General features: G+C 63.7%; 9 protein-coding genes. 3 read left to right on the top strand and 6 right to left on the bottom strand.

Annotation, left to right across the window (positions count from 1 at the left end):
• Positions 1 to 10: 10 nt before the first annotated feature.
• Entirely contained in the window at positions 11 to 1,042 is a 1,032-nt protein-coding gene (locus G7016_RS16565; RefSeq protein ID WP_181116491.1) for a zinc-dependent alcohol dehydrogenase, read from the bottom strand.
• A gap of 148 nt (positions 1,043 to 1,190) precedes the next feature.
• Here G7016_RS16565 and G7016_RS16560 point away from each other — a divergent pair, with 148 nt between their 5' ends.
• Together G7016_RS16560 and G7016_RS16555 are read left to right on the top strand one after the other, a co-directional pair.
• A complete protein-coding gene (locus tag G7016_RS16560; protein WP_181116488.1) occupies positions 1,191 to 2,330 on the top strand; it encodes an ABC transporter ATP-binding protein in 1,140 nt (379 codons plus the stop codon).
• Between the two features lie 109 nt (positions 2,331 to 2,439).
• Positions 2,440 to 3,486, top strand: a complete 1,047-nt coding sequence (locus tag G7016_RS16555; protein WP_181116485.1) for a haloacid dehalogenase-like hydrolase — start codon at positions 2,440 to 2,442, stop codon at positions 3,484 to 3,486.
• Positions 3,487 to 3,511: 25 nt separating this feature from the next.
• Here G7016_RS16555 and G7016_RS16550 read toward each other — a convergent pair whose 3' ends face one another.
• The 3 genes from G7016_RS16550 to G7016_RS16540 all read right to left on the bottom strand — a co-directional run bounded on the left by G7016_RS16550 (position 3,512) and on the right by G7016_RS16540 (position 7,523).
• Positions 3,512 to 5,992 (bottom strand): TonB-dependent siderophore receptor, encoded by a 2,481-nt coding sequence (locus tag G7016_RS16550; RefSeq protein WP_181116482.1) that lies wholly within the window; start codon positions 5,990 to 5,992, stop codon positions 3,512 to 3,514.
• A gap of 97 nt (positions 5,993 to 6,089) precedes the next feature.
• Positions 6,090 to 7,007: a DUF4880 domain-containing protein gene (locus G7016_RS16545; protein WP_181116479.1), complete on the bottom strand. Its 918-nt coding sequence runs from the start codon at positions 7,005 to 7,007 to the stop codon at positions 6,090 to 6,092.
• Positions 7,008 to 7,010: 3 nt separating this feature from the next.
• Positions 7,011 to 7,523, bottom strand: a complete 513-nt coding sequence (locus G7016_RS16540) for a sigma-70 family RNA polymerase sigma factor (RefSeq protein WP_181116476.1) — start codon at positions 7,521 to 7,523, stop codon at positions 7,011 to 7,013.
• Between the two features lie 163 nt (positions 7,524 to 7,686).
• Between G7016_RS16540 and G7016_RS16535 the strand changes: the two genes are divergently transcribed.
• Positions 7,687 to 10,812, top strand: coding sequence for an autotransporter family protein (locus G7016_RS16535; protein WP_181116473.1), 3,126 nt, complete (start codon positions 7,687 to 7,689; stop codon positions 10,810 to 10,812).
• 15 nt (positions 10,813 to 10,827) lie between these two features.
• On the opposite strand, the gene G7016_RS16530 is transcribed toward G7016_RS16535, so the two are convergent.
• Positions 10,828 to 11,133: a protealysin inhibitor emfourin gene (locus G7016_RS16530; protein WP_181116469.1), complete on the bottom strand. Its 306-nt coding sequence runs from the start codon at positions 11,131 to 11,133 to the stop codon at positions 10,828 to 10,830.
• Positions 11,134 to 11,171: 38 nt separating this feature from the next.
• Positions 11,172 to 12,230, bottom strand: a complete 1,059-nt coding sequence (locus G7016_RS16525) for a M4 family metallopeptidase (protein WP_181116466.1) — start codon at positions 12,228 to 12,230, stop codon at positions 11,172 to 11,174.
• Positions 12,231 to 12,275 lie beyond the last annotated feature (45 nt).

The raw sequence follows: 12,275 nt of genomic DNA, 5'->3' as shown, positions 1-12,275 counted from the left end.
GGGGGTGGCACTAACCCGGGTTAGGCAAAATGACCGTTTTCAACGCTCCGTCGATGAACTCCGCCGGGTACTGGAAGGCATCTGCGGCGCGGCCCAGCTCGAAGCGGTGGGTGACCAGGCAATCCACATCAACCCGGCCATCGGCCACCAGCTTGATCGCGCGGTCGTACACATGCCCCATGCGCCGGGACATGCGTACGTCCAGCCCTTTGCGCCGCAACACCGACGCACTCAGCGGCGTGTATTGGTCGCCGTCGGGAATGCCCACCAGCACCACCCGGCCGCCGATGCGCGCGGTGTCGGCGGCAATCTGGAAGCCTTCCGGCGAGTTGGTCGCCTCCAGCACCAGGTCAACGCCGCGGCCGTCGGTCCACTCGGCGATGGCGCTATGGTGCGCCGCTACCTTGGTGGCCCCCAGTTGCGCAGCCTTGTCGGTGCGATAGTCGATGGGGTCGATGGCGTAGATCGCGTCCTTGCAGCTCATGCGCGCCAGCTGCAACAGGCACAGGCCGATTGGCCCGCAGCCGATGATTGCGACCGTTTCCAGCACGCGTTTGGTCTTGGCCAGGTCTATGGCATGGATCGCCACGCCCAGCGGTTCGAGCATCGCCGCCTGCACACTGGTGAAGTTGGGCGGCACCGGGTAGATCTGGCTTGGCGAGACTACGATGTACTCAGTCATGGCGCCGTGCAGGTTGGGCGGCGAGCCCAGAAACTGTACGTGCGGGCACAGGTTGACATGCCCGCGGTGGCACCATTCGCAATGGCCGCAGGGCTTGGCAGGGTCAACGGCTACAAGTTGCCCGTCGGCAAGATCATGCTGTGGGTGGTCGCCTACCACATAGCCGGCGAACTCGTGGCCGCAGATGAACGGCTGGGTGATACGGGCGTGGCCGATGGCGGCTTCCTTGTAGTAGTGCAGGTCGCTGCCACAAATGCCCACCGCGCTCACCTTGAGCAGTATCTCGCCCGGGCCCGGGACTGGCTGGGGCCGTTCGGCGATTCGAACGTCTCGCACCCCGTGGATGTAGGCTGCGCGCATGGCTGCTCCTTGACATTTGTATTTTTGGAATTACAAATGATCGTAGAGTGAATTGCTTGCCTGTCAAGCCGCCGATCGCGGCTTCGTTACACACCCGCAGCAACACGCGGGCACTGCCCATCCAGAACAAGAAACAGGGGTAACGACTGTGACCGAGCTCAGCCTGCATGGCGTGGAAAAAGCCTACGGCGACATCAAGGTGCTGCATGACATCGAGCTGAGCATTGCCAGCCGCGAGTTCGTGGTATTCGTGGGGCCGTCCGGCTGTGGCAAGTCCACCTTGCTGCGCAGCATCGCGGGCCTTGAGAACATCACCGCGGGCAGCATTCACATCGGCACTCGCGACGTGACCGCGCTGGAGCCCGCGGACCGCGGGGTGGCGATGGTGTTCCAGTCTTACGCGCTGTACCCGCACATGAGCGTGTACGACAACATCGCCTTCGGCCTGAAAATGCAGAAAGTGGACAAGGCTCGTATCGAGGAAAAAGTGCATAACGCCGCTCGCATCCTCCAGCTTGAGCCGCTGCTGCAGCGCAAGCCCAAGGCGCTGTCGGGTGGGCAACGGCAGAGGGTGGCCATCGGCAGGGCGATCGTGCATGAGCCGCAGGTGTTCCTGCTCGACGAGCCGCTGTCCAACCTCGACGCGTCGCTGCGGGTGCAGATGCGCATCGAAATCGCCAAGCTGCATGCCCAGCTGCAAGCCACCATGATCTACGTGACCCACGACCAGGTCGAAGCCATGACCCTGGCTGACAAGATCGTAGTGCTGAACAAGGGTGGCATCGAGCAGGTGGGCTCCCCGCTGGAGCTGTATCACCACCCGCGCAACCGGTTCGTGGCGGGGTTCATCGGTTCGCCCCAGATGCGGTTTTTGCAGGTGCCGGTGCTGGCGGTCGGGCCCGAGGGCGTGCATGTGAGCTTGCCGGGAGGGGAACGGCTGTTGGTGCCGGTGCAGGCCGGCGGCGTTCAACCCGGGGCTAGCCTTACCCTGGGCCTGCGGCCGGAGCACTTGTATGCCAACGGCCAGGGCGATGCCCGCATCGCCGCACAGGCAATTGTGGTAGAGCACCTGGGCGGGGAAACCTTTACCCACGCGGTCGCTGTCGACGGCCAGGAGTTCACGGTGAAGGGGGAGGGCCACCTGGCGGTCACGGCCGGCCAGGCGTTGGCTATCGGCGTGACCGGCGGCCGCTGCCACTTGTTCACCGAGGACGGCGCGGCATTGCCGCATTTGCAGCATTACACCGCAGCGCAGGAGGAAGCCGGGCCGGCTGCGGCTGCCAGCTGATCACGGGTTGTAGAAGCCGGTGGCGTAAACGGAACGGCGGTTGTCGTAGCTAGCCATTAGCTGCAACAAGGCTCTGTTAGGGTGCTGAAATCTCCCGGGGAGCACACCGATGAAGCTGATTGCCGCTGCGATTTGCCTGGCCCTCGCAGGGCCTGCCCTTGCCGCTACCGAGCTCAAGCACTGGCCGCCCGAGGCGGCAAAACAGCTGGACGCCATGATCGCCGCCAACGCCAACAAGGGCAATTACGCGGTGTTCGACATGGACAACACCAGCTACCGCTATGACCTGGAAGAGTCGCTGCTGCCATTTCTGGAAATGAAGGGCGTGCTGACACGGGAAAAACTGGACCCTTCGCTCAAGCTGGTGCCGTTCAAGGACACCGCCGACCACAAGGAAAGCCTGTTCAGTTACTACTATCGCCTGTGCGAAGTGGACGACATGGTCTGCTACCCCTGGGTGGCTCAGGTGTTTTCCGGCTTTACGCTCAACGAACTGAAAGGGTATGTGGACGAGTTGATGGCCTATGGCAAGCCCATCCCCACCACCTACTTCGACGGCGACAAAGTGACCGCGATGGAGGTGCAGCCGCCCAAGGTGTTCACCGGGCAGACCGAGCTCTACAACAAGCTGATGGAAAACGGCATCGAGGTGTATGTGATGACCGCAGCCTCGGAAGAACTCGTGCGGATGGTCGCCGCAGACCCGAAATACGGCTACAACGTGAAGCCCCAGAACGTGATCGGCGTAACCACCCTGCTGAAGAACCGTGACACCGGCGAGCTCACCACGGCGCGCAAGCAGATCAGCGCCGGCACTTACAAGCCCGAGGCTAACCTTGCCCTGGAACTCACCCCCTACCTCTGGACGCCCGCCACCTGGATGGCCGGCAAGCAGGCGGCGATCCTCACTTACATCGACCAATGGAAAAAACCTGTGCTGGTCGCCGGCGACACCCCCACCAGCGACGGCTACATGCTGTTCCACAGCGTGGACGTGGGCAAAGGCGGCATCCATTTATGGATCAACCGCAAGGCCAAATACATGGACCAGCTCAACGGCATGATCAAGCAGAACGCCGAGGCTCAAAAGGCCCAGGGCCTGCCGGTGACGGCTGACAAGAACTGGGTGGTGGTCAAGCCGGAGGAGGTTCAGTAGGGTCAGCCATATTCAGGGGGTTGCCTCAGAAGTCGTAACTCACCGTCGCCATCACATTGCGGCCTTCGCCGTAGTAGCACTGGTACAGGCTGTTGCACGCCGCCACGTATTTTTCATCGGTGAGGTTGTTGAGGTTCACCCGCACGCCCACGCCCTTGAGGCCCACCTGGCCCAGGTCGTAGCCCACCAGTGCGTCGTAGAGGGTATAGGCGGGGATGCGCAGGGTGTTTTCGGGGTCGGCCCAGCTTCGCCCGAAGTAACGCACGCCGGCGCCGAGTTGCAGGCCCGCCAGTGCATCTTCGCTGAAGTGGTAGCTCGCCCATAGCGAGGCCATGTTGCGCGCAACGGCGGTAGGAGTGTTGCCCTTGTTGTTGACCCCGGCGGTGCCGACGAAGTCCTTGGTGTATTCCACGTCCAGGTAGGTGTAGCTGGCGATCACGTCCAGATCCTTCACCGGCTTGGCCCGCGCTTCAAGTTCCACCCCGCGGGATTCGATCTCGCCGACCGCGCGGTAGAAGCTTTCGTTGGAATCCTTGCTGGCCAGGTTGGATTCGGTGAGTTCGAACACCGACGCGGTGAACAGGTTATCGGTGCCAGGCGGCTGGTATTTGACCCCGGCTTCGTATTGTTTGCCTTTGGTAGGCTTGAGTAGGGCCAGGTCCCAGCCCGTGGTGGTCTGGTTGTACGCGCTGGTGGTGTTCGGGTTGAACGATTCGGAATAGCTCACATACGGCGAAACGCCGTTGTCGAAGGCATACAGCACGCCTACGCGGCCAGTGAACTGGCTGTCCTTGTCATGATCGGACTGGTCGCCGTAATAGGCGTCCTCGGTGTGCTGGAATGCCACGTCTACCCAATCCTGGCGTGCCCCCAAGGAGAACCGCCAGCGGTCCAGGCTGATGAGGTCCTGCACGTAAAGGCCGGTTTGTTTCAGCTGGCGGCTTTCATCGTACTGGTGCGCCGTGGTCAGGCCGGCGGGCGGGGTGTAGTCGGTATAGGGGTTGCTCGACGTGAGCGCGCCGGCGGCGCTGTCATAGTCCACTTTAGCCCAGCGGCGTTGGTAATCCAGGCCTGTGACCAGAGTGTGGCTCAGCCAGCCGGTGTTGAATTCGAACTGCAACTGGTTATCCAGGCTCCAGGCGTGCAACACCTCGTTGGCCCCGGTGTACGCCCGGTACAGGTCCCCGGCGCTGGTGGTATATCCATACTGATACACCTGCCGCGAATCCACCCGCGAGTCCACGTACATCAGGTTTTGCCGCGCCGAAACCACATCGTTGAAGCGGTGCTCCAGTTGATAGCCGAGCATCTGCTGGTCGCGCTTGAACCGCTCCAGGTTGTCGTCACCTTCGAAGAACGAGCGCGATATCCGCTGGCCGTTGAACGAGGTCACCGTACCGCTGGCAGGCAGGCCGCCGTGGTAGCCGCTGGAGGGATCATGCTGGAGCATGGCCAGCAGGGTGAGGCGGGTTTCTTCGGCCAGGTCGATGCTCAGGGAGGGCATCAGCGCGTAGCGCTCTTCGTCCACGCCATCGACCTGGTTTCCGGCGTTGCGCGCCACGCCGGCCAGGCGATACGCCACCTGGTCCGTCAGCGGGCCGGTGAGGTCCAGCGCGGCCTGGCGTTCGTCCTGGCTGCCGTAGGACAGCTCCAGATGGCGATGGCTTTGGTATTCCGGCTTCTTGCTGGTCAGCGCCACGAGGCCGCCGGGCAGGCTACGGCCGTACAGCACCGAAGACGGCCCTTTGAGGATGTCGATCCGCTCGATGAAGAACGGGTCTACCTGCAGGCTGCTGTAGGTGCCGCTGTCGCCGAGCAACTTTTGCCCGTCGAGGAAGATATTGTCCACCGAGCCGTCATTGATGCCGCGCATGGCCACGTAATCGTAGCGGGTGGTGGCGCCGTAGGGGCTGCTCATCACGCCTGGGGTGTAGCGAACCGCCTGGGCAACCGTGCGCGAGCCCTGATCGTCCATCTGCTGGCGGGTGACCACCGAAACGGTCTGTGAGGTTTCGGCCAGCGGCAGGCTGGTCTTGGTCGCCACGCTGCTGTGGGTCGCGTTATAGCCCTCCATGCTGCCCAACGCATTGCCCAGCGCGAAGCCTTGCACGGTGGTGGTCCCGAGGGTAACGCCGTCCCCGTCAGGAAGGTTCATCAGGCTGTAGTTGCCACTGCTGTCGCGCACGGCTTGCAAACCGCTGCCTTGCAGCAGGCGAGCCAGCCCGTCGTCCACGGTCAACGTGCCTTGCACGCCCGGGCTTTGCTTGCCTTGGGTCAGCTGAGCGTCCGCCGCCAGCAGGATTCCAGCCTCACTGGCGAAGCGGCTCAGGGCAGACGACAGCGGGCCAGCGGGAATGGCGTACGGCTGGCTGGCGGCACGCTGGGCGCTCGGCAACGTTTGCGCCTGCACGGGTTGAATAGCCAACACAGGGGTAGCAAGGAGGGCGGCGCGCAGCGCGAGGGGCAACGACCGCGCGGGCAACCGGCGAAGGGGCAGAGGGGGCATGCGTCACATCCTTTATCAGCGTTGCGGGCCTACAAGAGGGCCCTTTGCCTGTAAGCCACGCGAGCGCCGGAAAAGGGAACCGCCCGGCTGACTTTTTTTACGCCAGGGGCTGGCGCGGCTGCACTATGAGCCACCACGGCAACGGCCGCCGCACGGTCACTGGCAAGGCTCGCTCCAGCGCGGCGAAGATCCGTTCGGGCTCGGCCAGGGGGAACGCGCCCACCAAGCGCAGCTCGGCAACCCGGGGGTCGCACCCCAGATAGCCGTGTCGGTAGCGGCCGAGCTCCTGAATGAACGCCCCAAGCGGCATGTTATCGGCCTGGAGGACACCATGGGTCCAGGCTTGCGCCCCCGGGTTCAGCGCGCCCAGCGGGCTCAACCCGTCACGGCGCAACCGGCCGCGCTGGCCCGTCAGGAGGGTGCCTCCAGCCTCTGCTGTAACAGTGCCCTGATAGGCGATGACCTCGGTATGCCCCGGGTATTCACGCAGGCCGGCCCGCTGGCCATCCAGGCGCAGGTTGCCGTCGGGAGTGCCCAGGCGCATCCCCATGGCACCTTCGAGCAGCAGTTCGCCGCGGTAAAGGGTGATGCTGTCAGGCCCCAGATCCGCCGCGCTTTGGGTGTTGAGCCAAAGGCGCGCGCCACCGGGCATAGGCACCTGGCGGATCTCACCGAGCCCGGTGCTGCGGTCGGCCCGCATCGCCTGCCAGGCCCCGGAACGTTCGCCCATCGCCAGAAGGCAGCCGCCACTGAGCACCGCTCCGATGCTGAGTAACCGACGCCGGCTCACGTCTGTGCGTAAGGCTTGGTGCGCCGCTACCGGCTGTGGAATACGCGCGAACTGGCCGCTGATGGCCTCCACGCGGTTCCATGCCTGACGGTGCTCGGGGCGTGTATTCATCCACGCCTGCCAAGCGGCGCGTTCGCCCGTGCCATGCTCACCTTGGAGCGTCGCAAACCACTGAGCCGCCTGCTGCAATACCTCATGGGCCAATGGTTCATGGGAGGTGGCCATGGGTCAGTCCTGTACCGCGGTGAGGCAGTGCAGCATCGCTTGCGCCATGTACTTCTTCACCATGCGTTCGGACACTCCCAGCCGCTCGCCGATCTCCCGGTACCCCAGGCCGTCGAGCTGCGACAGCAGGAAGGCGGTGCGCACCTTGGCCGGTAAAGCCCGGAGCAGAGCGTCGACCTCCAGCAAGGTAGCGATGACCAGTTCGCGAGCTTCCGGCGAGGGCGCCACGGCGATCGGCTGTTGCGCCAGCGCTTCAAGGTAGGCGCGCTCGATGGCTTGCCGCCGCCACCGGTTCACCAGCAGCGAATGCGCCACGGTCGCCAGGTAGGCCCTGGGTTCGCGCAGCAACGACAGCTCCTGCTCCCTGGCGAGCAGGCGGACAAAAGTGTCCTGGGCGAGGTCGGCGGCATCATGATGGCACCCAGTGCGCTTGCGCAGCCAAGCCTGCAGCCAGCTGTGGTGGTTTTGGTAGAGCGCCGCCAGAGGGGCGCCCGCGAGTGCTGCGCTGCGGGTCATGAATGGCACGGTTCGCAAATAGGTGTCAAATGATAATGCTTATCAACTGATTTTTACAATTGTCATCGGCCACACCGGCCAGCGGAAGGCTTTGTATTGCTTTTGACACATCCCCGGCACCTGCCTATACCTTGGTTTCACCTCTAGCAGGCAGGGTCGTGTCATGGACAACGTCAACCCTGGTCAGCCTCGGCAGTTGGCCTGCGCACCTGTTTCTCGTCCTCCATTCATGGCTACCGGCCTCGGTATTGCCCTGGTGGCCGCGCTGATCACTGCCGAGCCTGCCTACGCCAGCTGTGCCAGTGGCACGATCAATACGCAGGTGGCCGAGCCGTGCGTACTTGGCCGCAACAAGAACCTGATGGTTACCGAGCAGGGTTCGATCATTGTGGGCAGCGGCGCGGCAGTTACCCTTGAACACGCCACCGCCGGGGGGAATAGCCTTTATAACAGCGGCACCCTCAGCGGTGATCAGGCCCTTGTACTCAACGGCACCACAGCCACAGGAACCCTGCAAAATACGGCCACTGGTGTGATGGAAAGCCTCACGGGTTCGGCAGTGCGGATCAGCGGCAGCACCTTTACAGGCAACTTCGCCAACGCTGGGCAGATATCAGCACCGCAAAACGGTTACGGTGTAGAGGTGTTGCAAAGCACCTTGAAGGGCTCGCTAAGCAACAGCGGCACAGTGCAAGGCGGCATAGGGGTGTTCGAAAGCCGCGTGACCGGGGACATCAGCAACACGAAAGCCGGGACGATGGAGTTGTACCTCAACGGCACTACCCTGGATGGCTCGATACGCAACGCTGGCAACATGGCCGCCGGCAACACCGGGCTGGCGCTGGCCAACGCGCTGATCAAGAAGGACGTGCTCAATTCAGGTGTGATGGGCGGGCTGGAGGGTGTGAGCATCCTGTCCACCACCGTGCAGGGCAGGGTGAGCAACACCGGCGAAATCAACGGCACCACCCAAGGCCTGTTTATCAACGGCTCTACCTTGCGGGGCGGGCTGAGCAACGCCGGTGAAATCATCGGCTACAGCCAGAACACCATTCGCTACAGCACCCTGGGCGGCCTGGAAAACAGTGGCACGATACGCAGCTATATCACCGCGCTGTTGCTGGACAACACCTTCATCCGGGGCAACTTGAGCAATCGCGGTAGTCTTTTAACCTCCAATACCGGCCACGCGGGGCTGGAAATGATTGCCGGCACCGTGACCGGCAACCTCGTCAACTCAGGCACGCTCAATGGTGGCCCGCGCGGATACGGGTTCATCACCTCGCTCGGCACCGAAATCGACGGCGATGTGCTCAACAGTGGCTATGCCATCGGCTACCAGGGCATACGCCTGAACGACACCGAAATTGGCGGCAACTTCACTAATACCGGGCGGTTGTTAGGCGGCTTGGCCACTGGGCAAACCGTGGGCGATGGGCTGATGATGGTCAACGGCCGTATCGGCGGTAACCTCCGCAACCGTGGCGCGGTGCAGGGGCGCGACGATGCGATCGTGCTCGTGGGCGCGCATATCGAAGGGCAAGTGGTGAACACTGGCTTCCTGGCGGCGGGGCGCAATGCGTTGCGTCTGTTGAACACGCAGGTGGACGGTGGGCTGGTGAACTCAGGCTCTATCGCTGCCCGGGAAGGTGGATATTCTCTGTACGTGGACAGCGACAGCCGGCTGGATGCGCTCTACCTCGCCGGTGACCATGCGCGCTTCGAAGGGGAGCTGTATGCGCCGGCCACTACGGCTACGGTGTACAGCACAGCCCGCTACACCCTTGAGGCAGAAGACCGCTGGACCGTGGGCAGCCTGGTGAACCGCGGCACGCTGGTGTTGCAGGCGCCTGCCAGCCGCGCTGCCACGCCGGCAACCATTACTGGGGACTACACCCAGCGCAGCAGCGGGGTATTACGCACCGAGGTGAACGACGCCACCCACTACGGCAAGCTGGTGGTCACCGGCACGGCAACCTTGCCCAGCGCGGCGCGCATTGACGTGGACGTGGCCAGCGCCAGCCAGCCGTTCCGGGTGGCGCAACTGCAGAATGTGCTCAGCGCTGGCACCCTGAAATCCGACGGCACCTACAGCGTAACCAGTAATTCGGCGCTGTTCGATTTTGGCGCGGTGAAGGATGGCAACACGGTTGACCTCACGCTTGCACCCCGTGCCGACAACGGTGTACGCGCCGCAGTGGCCGCCGCTGGCCGGAGTGAACTGGCCAGCGTGGCCGCAGTGGTGGATGCACAGATCCGCCAAGGTAGCGCGAGTGCGCTCGTGCCTTATTTTGTAAGCGCCGGCAGCACCGCAGAAGTGGCGCGCAGCCTCGGCCAGACGGTGCCGCTCGGCAGCGCTGGTTTGCGTGCCAGTCAGGCCGCCTTGATGGAGATGAGCGACGCCCTGCAAACCCGCCTGCTACCCACCTCGACGAGTGCGGGGTTCAACCCGGGGCAACCGGCGCAATTCTGGTCCAGATCGTTCAATACCCTCGCTGGCCAAGGCCGGGATGCCCGCAGCGGTAACACTGGCACCGTGATCGGCATCGATACGCGCGTATCACCCAGCCAGCGTGTGGGCCTGGCATTCGCCTATGCCAGGGGCGATGCCGTGGGGGGCGGGCTCGAATCCCCCCAAAGCAGCCGCCTGGACCTGTGGCAATTCAGCGGCTACAACGCCTATACCCTGGCGCCCGACACCGAGCTGATGCTGTACGCCGGTGCTGGCCGTAACACCATCAATGGCCAGCGCAACCTGGATATCGCCGGGCTGAACGGGGATGCCAAAGCTCAATACACCAGCCTGATCGCTACCGTAGGCAGTAGCCTCGGCCATGCCTATCAGTTGAGTGAAGCCACCCGCCTGGTGCCGGCCTTGCGGCTGGACTACAGCCATATTCGCGATGACAGCTATCAGGAGCGCGGCGTGAGCGCGCTGGCGCCCTTGCTGCTCAAGGTGGATGCGCGCCAGACGGACCAGCTGATCGCCGGGTTAGACAGCCGGCTGGAGCATGCCTTCAGCCCGAACGGCGCGCGGCTGAGCCTGAACGTGGGAGTAGGGTACGACCTGATCAACGCCGACAATAGCGCTACCGCCAGTTTCGCCGGTGCGCCGGGGCAGCGTTTTACCACCGCCGGCAGCGAGGCCAGCCCCTGGCTGATGCGCGGCGGCCTGAGCTTCGCCACGCCGTTGCCACGTGGGGCGGAACTGTCGCTGAGTTACGATGTGCAGACTCGCAGTGACTACAGTGCCCAAGCGGCTACGTTGCGGGTGAACCTGCCGTTTTAGCGGGCGGCGGCACGCTCAATCATTGATATGCCGCCGCACACACTGCACCAGCCCCTGCAACGGCCCGGCTTCCACTGGGGCCAGCACGCATACCGTGTGCTCGCGTTCACCTTCGCTCACGGTAAGGGTGTAATGCTGGGCGCCCCTTGGGGCCCGCGTGGGTTGTTCCCCCTGTGGCAAGGCAAAAAACCGCGAAGCCTCCACCAGCCCGCGCAGCTCCTGTTGATCGGGCGGGGGGAGGGTGTCCACTTCCAGGGTGCGGGGCTTGCTCAGGCCGGGGAAAACCGCTACCCCGCCGGTTTCGCAGAACGAAATACGCATGGTGCATGGCTCCCGGGTGGTTCAGCTCAAGGCGATCATCATAGCGCGATCCCGACGGCCGCCCAGCCTTCCTTCACCGCTTGCTGCGGGCCTTCGCCCACGCCATACAAGCGGCCGGCCACGTCGAAGCTGATGCGGGCGAACCGCAAAAAGCCCGTGTTAGGCCGCAGCCGTGGGTCGCGCAGGGTGTCGTACCAGATCCGCCCGGCTTTCTCCCACGCCGGCCCGCCGATGCGCGTGGCTACCTGGTAGAACGCATGATTGGGAATGCCGGAATTGATGTGCACGCCGCCGTTGTCGTCGAAGGTATGCACGAAGTCGTCCATATGGCCGGGCTGCGGGTCCTTGCCCAGCAGCTTGTCATCGAAAGCTGTACCAGGCGCCTTCATCGAACGCAGCGCCACGCCGTTGATCTTCTTGGTGAACAGGCCCTCGCCGATCAGCCAATCGGCGGTCTCCGCGGTCTGCTTGAGCGCGTATTGCTTGATGAGCGAGCCGAACACATCCGACATGGACTCGTTCAACGCGCCGGACTGGTTGAAATACATCAGCTTGGCTTCATCCTCCGTCACGCCATGAGCCAGCTCATGGCCGATGACGTCGAGCGCTACGGTGAAGCGATTGAACAACTGCCCGTCGCCGTCGCCGAACACCATCTGCGCCGAATTCCAGAACGCGTTGTTGTAGCCCTTGCCGAAATGCACGGTGGCATCCAGCGCCAGGCCCGCATCGTCTATGGAGTTGCGGTCGAACACCTCGGCGAAGAAATCGAAGGTTGCGCCCAGCCCGTCATAGGCTTCGTCCACGGCCGGGTCACCACTTGCCGGCTGCCCCTCGCCGCGCACCAGGGTGCCAGGCAGGGTTTCGGTTCCGTCTGCCGTATAAATTGACCGCCGCTTGCCCACGAACGCCGTAGCTGCCTGCGCCCTGGCACGGGTGGGCTGCGCCGCCATGCGCAGCGAGCGGAACGTGCTGTCCTTGGCGCGGGTGCTCAACGCGGCATCACGCTGCGCCTTGTTGCCATGGCGGGCGATCTGGTCAAGCAGGTAAGGAGGAATAAGGCAGAGGATGGGGTTGCGTGGGTGGTGTTGGCACATGCGCTGCGTCCATCGGAGGGGGATGAAGGCAGTCTAGACGATTGA

Origin of the sequence: Pseudomonas japonica (genome assembly GCF_013522925.1) — a bacterium.
Classification (GTDB): domain Bacteria; phylum Pseudomonadota; class Gammaproteobacteria; order Pseudomonadales; family Pseudomonadaceae; genus Aquipseudomonas; species Aquipseudomonas japonica_A.
This window is presented reverse-complemented; position numbering and strand designations above follow the sequence as displayed.

What these genes read in the sequence shown, in the direction of transcription:
- G7016_RS16565 (WP_181116491.1), bottom strand. Translation starts at nt 1,042, where the DNA reads ATGCGCGCAGCCTACATCCACGGGGTGCGAGACGTTCGAATCGCCGAA.
- G7016_RS16555 (WP_181116485.1), top strand. Translation starts at nt 2,440, where the DNA reads ATGAAGCTGATTGCCGCTGCGATTTGCCTGGCCCTCGCAGGGCCTGCC.
- G7016_RS16550 (WP_181116482.1), bottom strand. Translation starts at nt 5,992, where the DNA reads ATGCCCCCTCTGCCCCTTCGCCGGTTGCCCGCGCGGTCGTTGCCCCTC.
- G7016_RS16545 (WP_181116479.1), bottom strand. Translation starts at nt 7,007, where the DNA reads ATGGCCACCTCCCATGAACCATTGGCCCATGAGGTATTGCAGCAGGCG.
- G7016_RS16540 (WP_181116476.1), bottom strand. Translation starts at nt 7,523, where the DNA reads ATGACCCGCAGCGCAGCACTCGCGGGCGCCCCTCTGGCGGCGCTCTAC.
- G7016_RS16535 (WP_181116473.1), top strand. Translation starts at nt 7,687, where the DNA reads ATGGACAACGTCAACCCTGGTCAGCCTCGGCAGTTGGCCTGCGCACCT.
- G7016_RS16530 (WP_181116469.1), bottom strand. Translation starts at nt 11,133, where the DNA reads ATGCGTATTTCGTTCTGCGAAACCGGCGGGGTAGCGGTTTTCCCCGGC.
- G7016_RS16525 (WP_181116466.1), bottom strand. Translation starts at nt 12,230, where the DNA reads ATGTGCCAACACCACCCACGCAACCCCATCCTCTGCCTTATTCCTCCT.